We start from the raw sequence: 15,511 nt of genomic DNA on the forward strand, positions 1-15,511 counted from the left end.
GTTCAGCCGGCCCGCTCGTCGGCCGCCGCGTAGCGGGCGATGGACGGGTCGGCGGCCACGGCCTCGAGGATCCAGTCGCGGAAGGCGGCGATCTTGCGCACGCGTCTGCGCTCTTCCGGATAGACCAGCCAGTAGCCGCCGCCGTAGTGCGGCGCGATGTCGAACGGCTGCACCAGGCGCCCCGAGGCGATCTCGGCCGCGAAGAAGATCGGCGAGCCCACGGCCAGGCCCTGGCCGGCCAGCGCCGAGGCCACTTCGATCGACTGGGCGTCGGCCGCCAGGCGCGGGGCCTCGGGGTTCTGCGGCGGCGCGACGCCGGCGGCGCGGAACCACACCTCCCACTCGCGGGAGGCGCCGATGCGTGGCGCGTTCAGCAGGTCGGCGGGGCGCTCGAACGGTCCATGCCGCGCCAGGAACTCGGGCGAGCAGAGGGCGGTCTGGACGAAGGGCATCAGGAAGTGGGCGGCCAGACCCGGCCACTGGCCATCGCCGGCGCGCAGGCCCAGGTCCGCCTCGCCGCGATCAAGGTCGCGCAGGACGTGGCTGCCCTCCAGCCGCACGGCGATCATCGGGTGGGCCAGCTGGAACGCGCCCAGGCGCGCGGCCAGCCAGTGGTTGGCCAGGCTCTGCATGGTGGTGATCGCCAGCACGCCCTGGTCGGCCTCGACCAGGTCCGACAGCGCCGCGCGCAGCAGGCCCATGGACTCGGTGGCGGCGCGCGCCAGTCGCTCGCCGGCGGGGGTCAGGTCGACCTCGCGCACCTTGCGCACGAACAGCGGCTGGCCCAGCCGTTGCTCCAGCGTCTTCACCTGCCAGCTGACCGCGGCCTGGGTGACGCCCAGCTCGTCGGCGGCGCGCGTGAAGCTCTTCAGCCGGGCGGCGGCCTCGAACACGCGAATGGCGCCGAGCGAATATGAAGCGAGGATGTCAGCCATAAGTCTGGCTTATCCATAACTCAACGAACCGCGTTTGTCGCGCGCCTCGATCAGGCCGATCTTCCCTGTGTCGCCGGGGAACAGGAGATGCGGCCATGGAAGAGTTCCACAAGACCCATAAGGAAACCACGTTCGGCTGGGTGTGGGCGATCGAGCGCCTGATCGCCGCCTGGAAGCGGATGGGCGAGGTCCAGGCGCCGCCGGTCGTCGGCTGCTGCGACAGCCTGCCCAAGGGCGCGCGCTATCTGGTTCCGCGGTGAGCCTGGCGCTCAGCCCCGGAGGCGACGGAAAAGCACAAGGCCGATGAAGCCGGCCAACAGGGTCGCGGCGGCCGAGATCGCCGTCCGCCAGTGCGCCTTGCGCCGCCGTTCGGCCTCGCCCAGCGCGGTCAGTTTCGCTTTCTGGTCGTCGGTGCGCAGCAACCAGTCCGAGCCGGATTTTGCGCCCAGCAACACAAGCCTGGGCGCGGCGCCCTGGCCTTCGATCCGTTCGTAATAACGCACGGTGGCGTAGCGGCCTGAATGGTCGCCGACCTTTCCGCCGCCGTTCAGGCAATCGTCAGGCACCGCGCCGGTCGGCCGGCAGCGCAGGCGCAGGCGGTGTCCGTCGACTGTCTCGAATTCGTAGCCGTCGGCCCGAGGCGCATCGGTGGCGGTCTTGAAGACGCCGATGGTCAGGACCGTTCGTTCGCGGGGCGGCGGGTTCCAGGCCGGATCGACCGGTGTCGCCCAATCCCAGATCGCGTTCCAGGCGATGACGGCGACCAGCACCGGCGCGAAGCGGAACGCCAGGGCCTGGAACGGCCAGGGAGACCGGGGCTGCCCGGTCATTTGGCCGATGGAGCGGGACGACGCGCCTTGCGACGCACCACATCGAAGATCATGGCGGCGATCACGGAGAGGATGATCGCGCCCGTGAACGACGTCACGGCGCGGGGAGAAACCTCGTTGCGCCTTTGGCTCGCCGCGCCGGCGGCCAGCCGATCGGCCTGGTCCTCGGGGGAAAGAATCCAGCGCCGCCCGGCGTTGGCGCTCAGCAGGATGCGTTCGGGTTCGCCGCCGAAGGCGCCGGGCAGTTCGTAGTAGCGTAGGCTGACGCGCTGGCCTGAGTAGTCGCCCAGGCGACCGCGTCCGGCCAGGCAGTTGTCCCGGGTGGTCGGCGATGCGTCGGCATAGGGCGTGCAGCGCAGGCGCAGGTGGCCGCCGCCAAGGCTTACGAAGTCATAGCCGCGCGGCTGGAAGGCGTCGGTGCTGCTGGCGAAGACGCCGCTGGCGATGAGAGTCTGATTGCGCGGCGGCGGCGACCAGGCTGGATCCAGCGGGATCATCCAGTTCCAGAACAGATGGCAGCCGATCAGCAGCGCGCCGACCACACCGGCATAGATCGCCGCTTCCGCCCACTTTCGTTGGCCGGAGGTGAAGGATTCCGCCCTTGGGTTGCGGTGGAAAGGCTCGGTCATTCCTCGCGCTTGGCGCCGTCGAGCCCGCGCGAAAGCTTTTCGGCCCGCGCCGCGTCGAGCGTCTTTTCCGCCTTGGTGCGGCCGAAGCGGGCGCGGTTCTCGGCGGCGGTCTGCTTGGCGTCGGTCTTGGCCTTGGCCTTGCGGGCGTGGTTGAGGTTGAGGATCTCGGCCATGGTGATCGGGTCGTTGTTCAGGTCTTGGGCTTGGCGGCCGGAGCAGGGGCGGGCGCGCGCTTGCTGGCCGGACGGATGACGAGGGTTTCCTGCAGGCGCAGGCTTTCACCCTTCTTGATCACATAAGGCGCGCGGCCGGGAAAGACGCAGTTCTGCATCGACAGCTCGTTGCGCAGGATCCAGCGGGTGACCGGCTTGCCGTTGGCCTTGCAGCTCAGGCCCACGGTCCAGGCCGGGACGCCCGGCGCCCCAGAGGGGGAAGACCAGGCGAAGCCCATGGCCTTGCCGGCCTCGACCGGTTCGTTCTGGGCTTTGACCTGCTTGCCGTCCGAGCCGAACACCAGGGCGTCGGGCCGGATCAGGCGGATCGAGAAGCCGCCATAGCCCTTGACGTCGTTGCTGCCGCCCAGCGCCAGGCTGTCGGTGCGGGCGGTGATGGTGGTGTCGAACTCGATCCGCCGCGCGCCGCCCTTCAGCGGATGGACGATGATCGAGGTCGTCTCGGCAGCCGCATAGACCACTTCGGGCCCGGAATTGACCAGCCAGTCGGCCTTGATGGTCAGCTTGCCGCGCCCGGCGCCGTCGCCCTCGAAGCTGCGGTCGTGGATGTTGAAGGAGAGGCCCTGCATGAACCAGCCGTCGCCGATGCTCTTGCCGTCGACCAGCACCTGGTGCCAGCTCCAGAAGGCCCCTCGCTGGTGCAGGTGATCGGCGGGCCGGTCCTCGGTCAGCACCGTGCCGTCGGGCGCGTATAGCGGATGCACGTAGTTGGAGCGGCCCGGCTCCTTGGCCGGGTCCAGCGGCTTGGTGCGATAGACCAGCACCGTCTTGCCGTCCTCGGTGACGGTCAGGGCGTCGTCGCTGAGCACAGCGTCGATGCGGCCGGCCAGAGCCGGCGTGGCGGCGCTGAAGAGGATGGCGGCGGCGAGAGCGGCTTTTCTCAAGACAGGTCGTCCTTGGCGAACGCCCGGGCGAGGGCGGGGCGGGCGTTGGCGCGGGCCAGCCAGTCGTCATAGACCGCATGGGGCGGCAGCATCTGGCGCGCGAACTGCAACAGGCTGACGAACAGGATGTCGGCGGCCGAGAACTGCTCGCCCAGCAGCCAGGGCTGCTTTTCCAGGGTGGTGCGCAGGCGCTCGTCCAGGGCCGCGTACTGGGCCTTGTCCTGGTCGTCCTGCCGCTGCTTCCAGAGATTGGTCACCGCCGGCTCCAGCACCCCGGCGTAGTAGGCCAGCCACGACAGGTAGGGTCCGCGATGCGGGTCGCTGATCATGGGCCCCAGGCCCGCGGTGGGGAACTTGTCGGTCAGGTAGAGGGCGATGGCGGCGCTTTCGGTGATCAGCACGCCTTCGTCGAGCAGGGCCGGCACCTGGCCGTGCGGGTGGGGATTGCGCGGGTCGCGCGCGCCCGTGCCGCTCATGCTGCGGAAGATGTCGACCTTCTCGATGCGGTAGGGCGCGCCCAGCTCCTCCAGCAGCCAGAGGAAGCGCGTCGAGCGCGATCGCGGAGCGTGGAAGAGGGTGAGCATGACGCGTCTCCTTGAACCGCTTGGCCTCGCGGTCTTGCCGGCGAACGTAAGGCGAACGAAGGGGCTCGGCAATCGGGAAACCAATGGTCGCCCACAGCCGTTTGAAGCCCCATGACGGCGCGGTGGAGGCGCCGACGATGGGAGGACATGTCCGATGATGGATGCATCTCTGATCCGCGAGCATCTCGAGGTGGTCGGTTCCGACGGCAAGCATGTCGGCCGGGTCGACCACGTGGTCGGCACGGAGATCGAACTGACCAAGCTCGACCTGGGCTCGGGCCTCAAGCACCACATGATCCCGCTGTCGTGGGTCGACTATGTCGACGACGACGCGGTGCACCTCAGCATGACCCGCGATGACGCCAAGGCCGGCTGGCGCGAGAAGCACTGAGGGCGCAGCTCGGCCAATGAAAAAGCCGCGGCCCAGGGACCGCGGCTTCGTCGTTTCCGGACGGGCCGGAAAGCTTACTTCACGTTGGCGCAGAAGCGCTGGATGCGCGAGCAGGCGTCTTCCAGCACCTCGTTGCTGGTGGCGTAGCTGATGCGGAAGAACGGCGACAGGCCGAACGCCGCGCCGTGAACCACGGCCACGCCCTCGGTTTCCAGCAGTTCGACGGCGAAGTCCTCGTCGCTCTGGATGACCTTGCCCGAGGGAGCGGTCTTGCCGATCAGGCCGGCGCACGAGGGGTAGACGTAGAACGCGCCTTCCGGGGTGGGGCAGTGCAGGCCGGTGGCCTGGTTCAGCATCGACACGACGAGGTCGCGGCGCTCCTGGAACAGCTTGGCGTTCGGCTTGATGAAGTCCTGCGGGCCGTTGAGGGCCTCAAGCGCCGCCCACTGGCTGATCGAGCAGGGGTTCGAGGTCGTCTGGCTGATCATCTTGCCCATGGCCTTGATCAGCGCCTCGGGACCCGCGGCGTAGCCGATGCGCCAGCCGGTCATCGAATAGCCCTTCGAGACGCCGTTCATCGTCAGGGTGCGGTCATAGAGCCTGGGCTCGACCTGGGCGATGGTGGTGAACTCGAAGTCGTCGAACACCAGGTGCTCGTACATGTCGTCGGTCAGCACCCAGACGTGCGGGTGCTTGAGCAGCACGTCGGCGATGGCCTGCAGTTCGGCGCGGGTATAGGCGCCGCCCGAGGGGTTGGACGGGCTGTTGATGATCAGCCACCTGGACTTGGGCGTGATCGCCGCTTCCAGGGCTTGCGGGGTGATCTTGAAGCCGCTCTCGGCGGTGGTCTCGACCGGCACCGGCGTGCCGCCGGCCAGCAGCGTCATGTCGGGGTAGGACACCCAGTACGGCGCGGGGATGATCACTTCGTCGCCCGGGTTCAGGGTGGCGACGAAGGCGTTGTAGATCACCGGCTTGCCGCCCGGGGCGACGTGCACCTGGCTCGGCTTGTAGTCCAGGCCGTTCTCGCGCTTGAACTTGGCGCAGATGGCCGCCTTCAGCTCGGGCATGCCGTCGGGGTCGGTATACTTGGTCTTGCCGGCCTTGATGGCGGCGATGGCCGCGTCCTTGATATTGTCCGGGGTGTCGAAGTCCGGTTCGCCCGCCGAAAGGGCGATCACGTCACGACCGGCGGCTTTCAGCGCGCGCGCCTTGGCGCTGATGGCGATGGTGGCCGACGGTGCGATGCGCCGCAGTGCGGCGGACTCGAGCGACATTGTCTTGGACTCCCCTGGAAAGGACCGGTTTCAGGATTGCGGCGGTCTTTACGCCCGACCCCCTCGCGGCGCAACGCGGGAGGGGCCGCAAAGCGCCGCTTCTTGCCAGTTTGTGGCGGCCGCGCTACCGCTACCATCGAAGAACAAGGTTCCGCCGCGCGCACGACGGAACCCCGCGTCGGGGGACGTGGTCGGAGCATTTTCGACAATCCCCCAGGGAAGGAGACGGCCGTTCGTCCGCATCGCGCGGGCGAGCAAGATCATGCCTTTCGGAAGGGGGAAGCCACATGAAGAAGACGATTCTCGGAGCCGCCGTCGCGGCGCTCGCCCTGTCGCTGTCCGCGCCGGTCGCCACGGCGGCTGACGAGGGAATCATGAAGTACGCCATCAACAAGCCGTCGACGGCCTGGAACGTCTACGGGCCCGGCCAGACCAACGCCTATGTCAAGGACAAGGCCGTGGTCGGCGGCGGCGGGGTGCGGGTGGTGGTCGCCACGCCCGATCCGGCGGCGGCCTGGCGGGTGTCGGGCAGCCAGGCGGTCAACGGCAAGATCACCAAGGGCGACGTCATCACCGTGGCCTTCTGGGCCAAGGCCGAGGCGGTGGACGGCGGCGCGCCGGCCGCCACCGTGACCAATGTCCGCGTTCAGCAGTCGGCCGAGCCGTGGGGCGGGATCGTCGAGGGCGGGGCCATCAAGGTCGATAGCCCCGACTGGAAGATCTACACCGTCAGCGGCCGCGCCACGATGGACGCCGACAAGGGCGGGGCGGCGGTGTCGCTGCACCTGGGCTCGACGAAGCAGACCGTGGTGCTGGGTCCGTTGTTCGTGCTGGACTTCGGGGCCAACTACGATCCGTCGCAGGTGAAGTAGGGAGAGCCAGGTCTTCGTACTCGCCCGACCAACATCCCGTAAAATCCCCGCGAAAGCGGGGACCCAGGCGTTTTATCGTCGAGCTTCCCGCGCTTCAGAAAAAGCCTAGGCCCCCGCTTTCGCGGGGGTTTTGCGGAAAATGGGATTGGTAGGGGCTTCCGACCCTTCTGGGCTGCCTCCTCAAAGGGGGAGGATCTAAATTCACGCCCGCACCACCTCGGCGAACTCCTTCAGGTGCCGGCGCAGGGCCTCGATCGTGCGCTCGTCGGTCAGCACGCCGTCCTCGATCTTGGTGTGGGCCTGGCCGACCAGGACGTCGCCCTGCGGTTCGGTGCGGGCGCCGGCGCGGCGCAGGGACAGGCGCAGGGCGTCCTGGGCGCGGACGGTTCCGGTGATCCCCGGCGAGGCGCCGACCAGGCAGCACGGCTTGCCCGCCAGCGGCGCGGGCTTGCCGCGCGAGGCCCAGTCGACGGCGTTCTTCAGCACGCCGGTGATCCCGCCGTTGTATTCGGGACAAGCGATCAGCAGGCCGTCGGAGGCGCGCACCGCCTCTTTCCACGCGACGACGGCGGCGGGATCGCCCTCGGCCTCGAGGTCCTGGTCGAAGAACGGCAGGTCGCGCAGCGAGAACTGGGTGATCGACACGCCTTCGGGCGCCAGGCCCTGGGCGGCGCGGAGGAGGGCGGTGTTGAACGAGCCGGCCCGCAGGCTGCCGGAAATGCCGAGAAGGTTCATGCGCGACTCCGAAACGCTAGGAGCCGCGACCATGCCCGCCGTCGGGCGGCCCGGGCAAGGTTCAGCTGGCGCGGGCGGCCGGGGCGGCGATCGGCAAGGCCAGATGACCGGCGACCTGGCCCCAAAGGCGGCTGATCTCCTGGGCGGCGGCGCCGGCGGGCTCCCATTCCAGCACCGAGCGGCCGTGGGCGATCGACTGCTGGAAGGCCGCGCGCGAGCGCAGGCCGACGGCCGCCAGAGGCAGCCCGCAGAAGCGCAGGGCCTCGGCCGCCTTGACCACGCTGGCCGGCTCCTGCCCGCCGCGCTTGGCCGGCGCCTGATTGATGACGATCAGGCCGTTCTTGCCCAGGCGCCGCACGGCCTCGGCCGAGCGCGCCACGGCGGCGATGTCGAGGAAGGTCGGTCGGCAGACCAGCAGGCACAGGTCGGCGGTGTTGATGGCGGTGACCACGTCGGCCTCGGGCGAGGCGGGCGTGTCGATCAGCATCAGGTCCAACCGCTCGTGCTCGGCGTGGAAGCGCGCCTGGAACAGCTTGCCGGCGCTGCTTTCCAGCAGGGCCGGACCGTCGGCTTCGCGGCCGCGCAGCACGTCCGACGCCGAGCGCTGCGGGTCGATGTCGGCCAGCACGGTGCGGCAGCCGGCCAGATGGGCGGCGATCGCCAGATTGACGGATAGAGTGGTTTTGCCCGCGCCCCCCTTGCGCGAGATGACGGCCAAGGTCTTCACGTACGTTTCCTCACCAAGCGCCCACGTCCCCCTGCAGGCCTGTGGATAAGTAGCGTCGCTCTACGACGTTATCGCAACGTAAATGTCGTGAAGGGCGAATCCGCTCGCCGGCGCCCGCCTGAACGGCGAAGTTTGGCCGCGAATGCGCAGCGGCCACGCTTTTGACGCCATCGGGGCGCTTGACCCGGCGATAGCCATGCGCGAGGCAGGGGCCGTGATCATCCGCCGTCTCATCGATTTCTTCACCAACATGGACGCCCGCGCCTGGCGCGCGGTGGCCGTCTCCTTCGTGCTGTTCGGCGGGGTGGGGATCGTCTTCCTGTTCGGCGCCCAACTGCTGGGCCTGGATGGCGAGACCACGGTCGAGCACTGGCTGAGCGCGGCGCATGGGCCCTGGGCCCTGCCGGTGGCCGTCGGCGCCTTCGCGGCCCTGGCCTTCGTGGGCGTGCCGCAGTTCGTGCTGATCGCCGCGGCGGTGGTGGCCTTCGGGCCGTGGACCGGCTTCGCCTACAGCTGGATCGGCACCCTGGTCTCGTCGATGGTCGGCTTCTGGGTCGGCCGGGCGTTCGGCGGCAAGATGCTGGCCAGCCTGCCCAGCGACGGCGTGCACAAGTTCATGAAGCTGATCGGCAAGAACGGCTTCATGGCCAGCCTGATCGTGCGCCTGGTGCCGTCCGCGCCGTTCATCGTCGTCAACATGGCCGCCGGCGTCACGCCGATGCGGGTGCGCGACTTCGTCTCAGGCACGGCCATCGGCATCATCCCGAAGATCGCCCTGACGGCGTTTGCCGGCAACACCATCGTCCAGGCCATGCGGGGCGGGGGCGTGCAGCACGTCATCCTGCTGGTCGTGGCGGCCGCGATCTGGATCGGCGCGGGTTGGGTCGCCCGCGATTGGCTGAAGGCCAAGGAAGAACAAGCTGACCAATAATCGGGTTTGGGGTAATTATTGCCCCTGGCGCGGCGAATTGACTGCCCTGTGAGCAAACGGCTTGCTGGATTTGGCGTGGTTGGGTAATACAACCGGCATGTGCCGCGAACGCGACAACCTTCTTCTCCTTGCGCTGGGGCTTAGCCGCCCCTGGGCGTCCGTCTAGCCGCGCGTACGTATCGTCGCGGCCGGTCGCTCAGGGGACAACACCCTTCAGCCCTCCGGACCTCGCGAAAGACACCTCCATGACCGCCCCCATCTCGCCCGTCGCCGCTGATTCCAAGATCGGGTCGGGCCGCGACAACGTCGTCATCTTCGACACCACCATGCGCGACGGCGAGCAGTCGCCCGGCGCCTCGATGTCGCTGGAAGAGAAGCTGGAGCTGGCCAAGATCCTCGAGGAGATGGGGGTCGACATCATCGAGGCCGGCTTCCCGATCGCCTCGAACGGCGACTTCCAGTCGGTCAACGAGATCGCCAAGATCGTCAAGAACAGCACGATCGCCGGCCTGTGCCGCGCCCACCAGGTGGATATCGACCGCTGCGCCGAGGCCCTGAAGCCCACCCAGCGCGGCCGCATCCACGTGGTGATCGCCACCTCCGACCTGCACATGAAGCACAAGCTGCAGATGGAGCCGGACGCCGTCATCGACGTGATCGCCCGCTCGGTGACGCACGCCCGCAACCTGCGCGACGACGTCGAGTGGTCGGCCGAGGACGCCACCCGCAGCGACCGCCAGTTCCTGCGCCGCGCCATCGAGACCGCCATCAAGGCCGGCGCCACGACGATCAACCTGCCCGACACGGTGGGCTACACCTATCCGTCGGAATACGCCGACCTGTTCAACTGGATGGTCAACAATGTCGAGGGCGCCGACAAGGTGATCTTCTCGACCCACTGCCACAACGACCTGGGCCTGGCCGTGGCCAACAGCCTGGCCGGCGTGCAGGGCGGCGCCCGCCAGATCGAGTGCGCCATCAACGGCCTGGGCGAGCGCGCCGGCAACGCCGCGCTGGAAGAGGTGGTGATGGCCCTGAAGGTGCGCGGCGACAAGCTGCCCTTCCAGACCGGCATCGACACCACCCACATCACCCGCGCCAGCCGCTACGTATCGGCCATCACCGGCTTCCCGGTGCAGTACAACAAGGCCATCGTCGGCAAGAACGCCTTCGCGCACGAGAGCGGCATCCACCAGGACGGCATGCTCAAGAACCGCGAGACCTACGAGATCATGACCCCGGAGTCGGTCGGCCAGGCGCCGTCCAGCCTGGTCATGGGCAAGCACTCGGGCAGCCACGCCTTCCGCGCCAAGCTGAAGGACCTGGGCTACGAGCTGGGCCAGAACGCCCTGAAGGAGGCCTTCGGCCGCTTCAAGGACCTGGCCGACCGCAAGAAGCACGTCTACGACGACGACATCATCGCCCTGGTCGACGACGCCCTGGCGCGCGGCTCGGAAAAGATCCGCGTCTCGCACCTGCGCGTGGTGGCCGGCACCGAGGGCCAGTCGGCCGAGCTGACGCTGGACGTCGACGGCCAGGCCAAGAGCGCCGAGGCCTCGGGCGACGGTCCGGTCGACGCGGTGTTCAACGCCATCCACAAGATCGTGCCGCACAGCGCCGCCCTGCGCCTGTTCCAGGTGCACGCGGTCACCGAAGGCACCGACGCCCAGGCCCAGGTCTCGGTGCGACTGGAAGAGGACGGCCGCATCGCCACCGGCGCGGCCGCCGACACCGACACCCTGACCGCTTCGGCGAAAGCGTACGTCAACGCCCTCAACAACCTCTTCGCCCGCAAGGAAAAGAGCGCGCCGGCGGCCATCGCCAGCGGCTTCTGATCGGAGCGCCGAAGACGCCGTCCTCGCCCTTCGACAGGCTCAGGGTGAGGACGAATGTCGACGGCGGTGCGGTAGAAACCTCACCCTGAGCTTGTCGAAGGGCGAGGTTTCGGATCCTCAGGCCGCCTTGCGCCAGCCCCAGCGACGCGTCGCCAGGATCTCGGCGGCGAGGTGCGCCTGCGGCTGCACGTCGAGACCCAGCTGGGCCAGGCCTTCGCACAGGGCGATGCGCTGCTGCGCGTCCACCAGGGCGCCGACGTCGATCACCATCACCCCGCCCGGACGCAGCAGGCCCAGGGTCGAGGCCGCCGTCGCGCGCATGTCTTCGGCGGTGGGGCAGCCCACGACCAGCAGCACGTCGCTGCGTTCGTCGGCGGCCGCGCAGGTCGCCCGGCGGGCGATTTCCACGCGCTGGTAGCCGCGCCGCCACAGTTGTCCCATGGCCTCGGGCGCGTCCGGTCCGGTCACCGCCACGAAGCACAGCGGCGTGGCCTGGGCCAGTTCCAGCATACGGTCGAGCGTCGGATCGATCCCGTCGGTCGGGACGCCCAGCAGAAACTGAGCGGCTTGACGGAGCGGATGGAGAGACATGGTGAACGCCTTGTTAGGAAACGCAGCTTATGTGCGCCAACCCCGCTGTTCTGACGCCGCCCCGCGTCAGGGCGCCATTCGTAAACCCGCCGCCGGCGTAAGGGCGGCATAAGGAGCCGATCGATGGGTTCGACCTTGGAAAACAGCGTTGCTTCGCCGCCCCGCTGGCACGAGATCGCCAGGCGCACCATCGAGGCCGGCTTCGACATGTCGTCCGAGGCGCGCATCGGCGAAATGCTCCGCACGCTCGCCGTCGGCCGCAAGGCGCTGCTGGAGATGGGCACGGGCACCGGCTCGGCCACCGCCTGGCTGCTGGACGGCATGGACGAGGACGCGCGCCTGGCGACCGTCGACAACGATCCCAAGGTCCAGGCCGTGGCGCGTGAAGTGCTGGGCGAGGATCCGCGCGTCGATTTCATCACCGAGGACGGCGCGGCCTACCTGGCCGGCCAGAACGACGGCGGCTTCGACCTGATCTTCGCCGACGCCATGCCGGGCAAGTACGAGGGCCTGGAAGACGCCCTGCGCCTGCTGCAAGTGGGCGGCGTCTACGTGGTCGACGACATGTCGCCCCAGCCGAACTGGCCCGAGGGCCATCAGGCGCGGGTCGACGACCTGGTGCTGCGCCTGGCGGGCGATCCGCGCTTCGCGATCGTCGGCATGGACTGGGCCTCGGGCGTGCTGGTGGCGGCCAAGAGAGCGGCATGATCTGGATCCCCATCACCATCGCCGCCGCGGCCCTGCAGGTCGCCCGCAACGCGGCGCAGCGCTCGGTGATGGGCGGGGCCGGGCCCTGGGGCGCGACCCTCGTGCGGTTCCTGTTCGGCCTGCCGTTCGCGATCGTCTTCGCCGGGATCGCGTTCCTGGTCACCAAGGACCCGCAGGCGCACTTGACGATGCGCTTCTGGCTGGGCGCCTTCGCGGGCGCGGGCCTGCAGATGGCGGCCACCGCCGCGCTGCTGGTCGCCATGCAGCGCTCGTCGTTCGCCCTTGGCACGGCCATGCAGCAGAGCGGCCTGCCGTTTGCCCTCGTCTGGGGCGCGCTGCTGTTCGGTGATCGGATCACCGCCATGCAGTGGGGCGGGGGCCTTGTGGCCAGCGCGGGCCTGGCCGCCCTGTCGTGGCCGCGCGGCGCGGTGACCCTGAAGCGCGGCGCGGTGCTGGCGGGCCTGGGCTCGGGCGCGATGTTCGCGCTGAGCGCCAACTGCTTCCGCCAGGCGTCTCTGACCTTTGATCCCGCGCACCTGGCCTACTCGGCCTTCGTCACGGTCATGGTCGTCCAGGCTATCCAGTCGGCCGTGCTGACCTCGATCCTCTTGGTGCGCAATCCAGACGCCGTGGTCGCGGTGCTGGCCGCCTGGCGCAAGTCGCTGGGCGCGGGCTTCTGCGGGGCTGCGGCCTCGGGCCTGTGGTTCACGGCCATGGCGCTGAGCCCCGTGGGGCCGGTGAGGGCGGTCGGCGTCGTCGAGATGCCGATGGCGGCCCTGGCCGGAAGACGCCTTTTCGCCGAACGATTGACCCTGTTTCAGATGGCCGCCGGCCTCGTCACGGCGGTCGGAGTCGTCATGGCCGCGCTCGGCTAGAAATAGACACTTTTATGCGTTCCCCCTGCCGGCTCGCACACGAGTTTGAAACAGGTGAGAAGGCTTGGCGAATAGACCTTGAAATCAACGCTTTCGCGGTGCAAACGGGCGGCGTCTCCCTCACTCTTCCGGTGGTTGGACGACGGCGCGGCCCGGCGGCGGCGCTCCCGTCGCCACAAGAAGGCGCAAGGCGGGAAGGGACGATGATCCGCGTACGCGGGGAATCATGTTGTCCTCTTCCTGATTTGCAGTAGGAGCCTTTTTCTCGCCTGCTCCTCCGGTCATTCGGCGGAATAGGCTCCGCACCGCGGTCTCACCGTGGTTTTTGACGTCTCGCCCCTTCTACCCCTCAGTCAGGGTTTTCGATGTTCTCTTCCCTCTTCGGCGTCATCTCGAACGACATCGCCATCGACCTGGGCACCGCCAACACCCTGATCTACCAGAAGGGCAAGGGCATCGTGCTGAACGAGCCGTCCGTCGTGGCGCTGCGCAACGTCGGCGGCCGCAAGGTCGTCCACGCCGTGGGCATCGAGGCCAAGCAGATGCTGGGCCGCACCCCGGGCCACATGGAAGCCATCCGCCCGATGCGCGACGGCGTCATCGCCGACTTCGAAGTCGCCGAGGAGATGATCAAGTACTTCATCCGCAAGGTTCACAACCGCAAGGGCTTCGTGAACCCGAAGGTGATCGTGTGCGTGCCGTCGGGCGCCACAGCCGTGGAACGCCGCGCCATCAACGACAGCTGCCTGAACGCCGGCGCCCGCCGCGTCGGCCTGATCGACGAGCCGATGGCCGCCGCCATCGGCGCGGGCCTGCCGATCCACGAGCCGACCGGTTCGATGGTCGTCGACATCGGCGGCGGCACCACCGAGGTGGCCGTGCTGTCGCTGTCGGGCATCGTCTACAGCCGCTCGGTCCGCGTCGGCGGCGACAAGATGGACGAGGCGATCATCAGCTACATGCGTCGCCACCATAACCTCTTGATCGGTGAAACGACCGCCGAGCGCATCAAGAAGGAAATCGGCACCGCCCGGGCTCCGGCCGACGGCGAAGGCCTGTCGATCGACGTCAAGGGCCGCGACCTGATGCAGGGCGTGCCGCGCGAAGTCCGTATCTCGGAAAAGCAGGCCGCCGACGCCCTTGCCGAACCGGTCGGGCAGATCGTCGAAGCCGTGAAGGTGGCCCTGGAAGCCACCCCGCCGGAACTGGCCAGCGACATCGCCGACAAGGGCATCATGCTGACCGGCGGCGGCGCGCTGCTGCGCGGCCTGGACGCCGAGATCCGCGACCACACCGGCCTGCCGGTGACCGTGGCCGACGACCCGCTGTCGTGCGTGGCTCTGGGCTGCGGCAAGGTGCTCGAGCATCCCAAGTGGATGAAGGGCGTCCTGGAATCGACCCTCGCCTAAGCCCTAGTACAATCCGCATCGGCGCCGGGGGGCGCCAGGAGAACAGTTCGTGCCCTTTCGCGAAGGTCCGCTCGGCGACCTGAAAGTGCCGCTCACCTGGACCGCGGCCGTGGCGCTCATCGTCGCGGTCGTGATCGCGGTGGCCTTCCTCCTGGCCGACCGGCGCGAGACGCTGCAGCAGCAGGCCTACGGCGTCACCCGCCAGACGGTCGACACGGTGTCCAAGCCGGTCAGCGGCGTCATCGCCGCGCCCGGCCGCTGGACCGGCGTCGGCGTCGACGCGGTGCGCAACTACTTCTTCGCCGGCTCCGAGAACGCGCGGCTGAAGACCGAGCTCAAGGAGATGCGGGCCTATCGCGACAAGTACCTGGCCCTCGTCGACGAGAACGAGCGCTACAAGTCGCTGCTGGGCCTGAAGACCGATCCGCCGATCCCGATGGTCGCCGCCCGCGTGGTGGCCGACAGCCGCGGCCCCTTCGCCAACACCCGCCTGGCCGACGCCGGCAAGGAAAAGGGCGTCGTCGTCGGCAATCCGGTGATGAACGAGCGCGGCCTCGTCGGCCGCATCGTCGGCGTCGCGCCCGGCGCCAGCCGCGTGCTGCTGCTGACCGACATCGCCTCGCGCACGCCGGTGATGATCGACCGCACCAACTCGCGCGCCATCCTGACCGGCGACGGCGGCCCCAATCCCAAACTCGAATACCTGCGCGGCTCCGAGCCGATCCAGGCCGGCGACCGCGTCGTGACTTCGGGCGACGGCGGCGTCGTGCCGCGCGGCCTGCCGGTGGGCGCGGCCGTGAAGGGCCTGGACGGCCGCTGGCGCGTGGTGCTGTTCGCCGACAGCGCCTCGATCGACTACATCCGCATCCTGCTGTTCAAGGACTTCGCCCAACTGGCCGACCAGCAGGCCCTGGCGGCCAAGGTGCTGCCGCCGGTGATCACCGAGAACCCCGACCAGTCGATCCTGGGTCCGGCCCGTCCGGCGGCCCCGCCGCCCGCCGCCCCGGCGACGACGGCTCCGGCCGCGACGGGGGCCGCCCCCGCCGCGTCCCGGCCGACCACGCC

At 69.0% G+C, this 15,511-nt stretch carries 19 protein-coding genes; 9 read left to right on the plus strand and 10 right to left on the minus strand.

From position 1 onward, the window contains the following. Nucleotides 1-2 precede the first annotated feature (2 nt). Complete coding sequence (locus tag DDF62_RS01930) at nt 3-935, minus strand: LysR substrate-binding domain-containing protein (protein WP_116487547.1); 933 nt, start codon at nt 933-935, stop codon at nt 3-5. A 95-nt stretch (nt 936-1,030) separates the two neighbouring features. Here DDF62_RS01930 and DDF62_RS25465 point away from each other — a divergent pair, with 95 nt between their 5' ends. Beyond that, nucleotides 1,031-1,195: a hypothetical protein gene (locus DDF62_RS25465; RefSeq protein WP_165832148.1), complete on the plus strand. Its 165-nt coding sequence runs from the start codon at nt 1,031-1,033 to the stop codon at nt 1,193-1,195. A gap of 9 nt (nt 1,196-1,204) precedes the next feature. On the opposite strand, the gene DDF62_RS01935 is transcribed toward DDF62_RS25465, so the two are convergent. The 5 genes from DDF62_RS01935 to DDF62_RS01955 are packed head-to-tail and all read right to left on the minus strand — an operon-like array spanning nt 1,205 to nt 4,095. Next, nucleotides 1,205-1,705, minus strand: coding sequence for a hypothetical protein (locus tag DDF62_RS01935; RefSeq protein ID WP_133244867.1), 501 nt, complete (start codon nt 1,703-1,705; stop codon nt 1,205-1,207). 56 nt (nt 1,706-1,761) lie between these two features. Beyond that, nucleotides 1,762-2,394: a hypothetical protein gene (locus tag DDF62_RS01940; RefSeq protein WP_116487549.1), complete on the minus strand. Its 633-nt coding sequence runs from the start codon at nt 2,392-2,394 to the stop codon at nt 1,762-1,764. Further along, on the minus strand, nt 2,391-2,567 hold the full coding sequence (locus DDF62_RS01945; protein WP_116487550.1) for a DUF4169 family protein: 177 nt from the start codon (nt 2,565-2,567) through the stop codon (nt 2,391-2,393). Before DDF62_RS01945 ends, DDF62_RS01940 begins: the two co-directional genes overlap by 4 nt. Before the next feature lie 17 nt (nt 2,568-2,584). Next, on the minus strand, nt 2,585-3,511 hold the full coding sequence (locus DDF62_RS01950) for a DUF6807 family protein (protein ID WP_116487551.1): 927 nt from the start codon (nt 3,509-3,511) through the stop codon (nt 2,585-2,587). Then, a complete protein-coding gene (locus DDF62_RS01955; protein ID WP_116487552.1) occupies nt 3,508-4,095 on the minus strand; it encodes a glutathione S-transferase family protein in 588 nt (195 codons plus the stop codon). Before DDF62_RS01955 ends, DDF62_RS01950 begins: the two co-directional genes overlap by 4 nt. Nucleotides 4,096-4,249: 154 nt before the next feature. Between DDF62_RS01955 and DDF62_RS01960 the strand changes: the two genes are divergently transcribed. Then, a complete protein-coding gene (locus tag DDF62_RS01960; protein ID WP_116487553.1) occupies nt 4,250-4,486 on the plus strand; it encodes a DUF2171 domain-containing protein in 237 nt (78 codons plus the stop codon). 74 nt (nt 4,487-4,560) lie between these two features. Here DDF62_RS01960 and DDF62_RS01965 read toward each other — a convergent pair whose 3' ends face one another. Further along, complete coding sequence (locus tag DDF62_RS01965; protein ID WP_116487554.1) at nt 4,561-5,763, minus strand: pyridoxal phosphate-dependent aminotransferase; 1,203 nt, start codon at nt 5,761-5,763, stop codon at nt 4,561-4,563. A gap of 287 nt (nt 5,764-6,050) precedes the next feature. Here DDF62_RS01965 and DDF62_RS01970 point away from each other — a divergent pair, with 287 nt between their 5' ends. Continuing rightward, on the plus strand, nt 6,051-6,635 hold the full coding sequence (locus tag DDF62_RS01970; protein WP_116487555.1) for a hypothetical protein: 585 nt from the start codon (nt 6,051-6,053) through the stop codon (nt 6,633-6,635). Nucleotides 6,636-6,836: 201 nt separating this feature from the next. Here the strand turns inward: DDF62_RS01970 and DDF62_RS01975 are convergent, their stop codons facing one another. Both DDF62_RS01975 and DDF62_RS01980 read right to left on the minus strand, forming a co-directional pair. Further along, nucleotides 6,837-7,370: an NADPH-dependent FMN reductase gene (locus tag DDF62_RS01975; RefSeq protein WP_116487556.1), complete on the minus strand. Its 534-nt coding sequence runs from the start codon at nt 7,368-7,370 to the stop codon at nt 6,837-6,839. A gap of 61 nt (nt 7,371-7,431) precedes the next feature. Next, a complete protein-coding gene (locus tag DDF62_RS01980) occupies nt 7,432-8,097 on the minus strand; it encodes a ParA family protein (protein ID WP_116487557.1) in 666 nt (221 codons plus the stop codon). Nucleotides 8,098-8,314: 217 nt separating this feature from the next. Here DDF62_RS01980 and DDF62_RS01985 point away from each other — a divergent pair, with 217 nt between their 5' ends. Together DDF62_RS01985 and DDF62_RS01990 are read left to right on the plus strand one after the other, a co-directional pair. Continuing rightward, nucleotides 8,315-9,028 carry a TVP38/TMEM64 family protein gene (locus tag DDF62_RS01985; protein WP_116487568.1) on the plus strand — a complete coding sequence of 238 codons (714 nt, stop codon included), beginning with the start codon at nt 8,315-8,317 and terminating at the stop codon, nt 9,026-9,028. A 245-nt stretch (nt 9,029-9,273) separates the two neighbouring features. Next, nucleotides 9,274-10,863 (plus strand): 2-isopropylmalate synthase, encoded by a 1,590-nt coding sequence (locus DDF62_RS01990; protein ID WP_116487558.1) that lies wholly within the window; start codon nt 9,274-9,276, stop codon nt 10,861-10,863. Nucleotides 10,864-10,980: 117 nt separating this feature from the next. Here the strand turns inward: DDF62_RS01990 and DDF62_RS01995 are convergent, their stop codons facing one another. Then, on the minus strand, nt 10,981-11,454 hold the full coding sequence (locus tag DDF62_RS01995; RefSeq protein WP_116487559.1) for a hypothetical protein: 474 nt from the start codon (nt 11,452-11,454) through the stop codon (nt 10,981-10,983). A 123-nt stretch (nt 11,455-11,577) separates the two neighbouring features. Between DDF62_RS01995 and DDF62_RS02000 the strand changes: the two genes are divergently transcribed. From DDF62_RS02000 to mreC, 4 genes are all read left to right on the plus strand, one after another. Beyond that, nucleotides 11,578-12,162, plus strand: a complete 585-nt coding sequence (locus DDF62_RS02000) for an O-methyltransferase (RefSeq protein ID WP_058348482.1) — start codon at nt 11,578-11,580, stop codon at nt 12,160-12,162. Beyond that, the gene (locus tag DDF62_RS02005) at nt 12,159-13,037 is read left to right on the plus strand and encodes a DMT family transporter (protein ID WP_116487560.1); all 879 of its coding nucleotides are present in this window, start codon (nt 12,159-12,161) and stop codon (nt 13,035-13,037) included. Before DDF62_RS02000 ends, DDF62_RS02005 begins: the two co-directional genes overlap by 4 nt. A 365-nt stretch (nt 13,038-13,402) precedes the next feature. Beyond that, nucleotides 13,403-14,446, plus strand: coding sequence for a rod shape-determining protein (locus tag DDF62_RS02010; protein WP_010919417.1), 1,044 nt, complete (start codon nt 13,403-13,405; stop codon nt 14,444-14,446). Nucleotides 14,447-14,495: 49 nt separating this feature from the next. Beyond that, nucleotides 14,496-15,511 (plus strand): rod shape-determining protein MreC (gene mreC, locus DDF62_RS02015; RefSeq protein WP_116487561.1); only part of this gene is annotated, 1,016 nt, incomplete at its 3' end.

Origin of the sequence: Caulobacter radicis, assembly GCF_003094615.1 — a bacterium.
Classification (GTDB): Bacteria; Pseudomonadota; Alphaproteobacteria; order Caulobacterales; family Caulobacteraceae; genus Caulobacter; species Caulobacter radicis.

What these genes read in the sequence shown, in the direction of transcription:
- DDF62_RS01990 (WP_116487558.1), top strand. Translation starts at nt 9,274, where the DNA reads ATGACCGCCCCCATCTCGCCCGTCGCCGCTGATTCCAAGATCGGGTCG.
- DDF62_RS02000 (WP_058348482.1), top strand. Translation starts at nt 11,578, where the DNA reads ATGGGTTCGACCTTGGAAAACAGCGTTGCTTCGCCGCCCCGCTGGCAC.
- DDF62_RS01995 (WP_116487559.1), bottom strand. Translation starts at nt 11,454, where the DNA reads ATGTCTCTCCATCCGCTCCGTCAAGCCGCTCAGTTTCTGCTGGGCGTC.
- DDF62_RS02010 (WP_010919417.1), top strand. Translation starts at nt 13,403, where the DNA reads ATGTTCTCTTCCCTCTTCGGCGTCATCTCGAACGACATCGCCATCGAC.
- DDF62_RS01975 (WP_116487556.1), bottom strand. Translation starts at nt 7,370, where the DNA reads ATGAACCTTCTCGGCATTTCCGGCAGCCTGCGGGCCGGCTCGTTCAAC.
- DDF62_RS01940 (WP_116487549.1), bottom strand. Translation starts at nt 2,394, where the DNA reads ATGACCGAGCCTTTCCACCGCAACCCAAGGGCGGAATCCTTCACCTCC.
- DDF62_RS01945 (WP_116487550.1), bottom strand. Translation starts at nt 2,567, where the DNA reads ATGGCCGAGATCCTCAACCTCAACCACGCCCGCAAGGCCAAGGCCAAG.
- DDF62_RS01970 (WP_116487555.1), top strand. Translation starts at nt 6,051, where the DNA reads ATGAAGAAGACGATTCTCGGAGCCGCCGTCGCGGCGCTCGCCCTGTCG.
- DDF62_RS01955 (WP_116487552.1), bottom strand. Translation starts at nt 4,095, where the DNA reads ATGCTCACCCTCTTCCACGCTCCGCGATCGCGCTCGACGCGCTTCCTC.
- DDF62_RS01965 (WP_116487554.1), bottom strand. Translation starts at nt 5,763, where the DNA reads ATGTCGCTCGAGTCCGCCGCACTGCGGCGCATCGCACCGTCGGCCACC.
- DDF62_RS01960 (WP_116487553.1), top strand. Translation starts at nt 4,250, where the DNA reads ATGATGGATGCATCTCTGATCCGCGAGCATCTCGAGGTGGTCGGTTCC.
- DDF62_RS01930 (WP_116487547.1), bottom strand. Translation starts at nt 935, where the DNA reads ATGGCTGACATCCTCGCTTCATATTCGCTCGGCGCCATTCGCGTGTTC.
- DDF62_RS02005 (WP_116487560.1), top strand. Translation starts at nt 12,159, where the DNA reads ATGATCTGGATCCCCATCACCATCGCCGCCGCGGCCCTGCAGGTCGCC.
- DDF62_RS25465 (WP_165832148.1), top strand. Translation starts at nt 1,031, where the DNA reads ATGGAAGAGTTCCACAAGACCCATAAGGAAACCACGTTCGGCTGGGTG.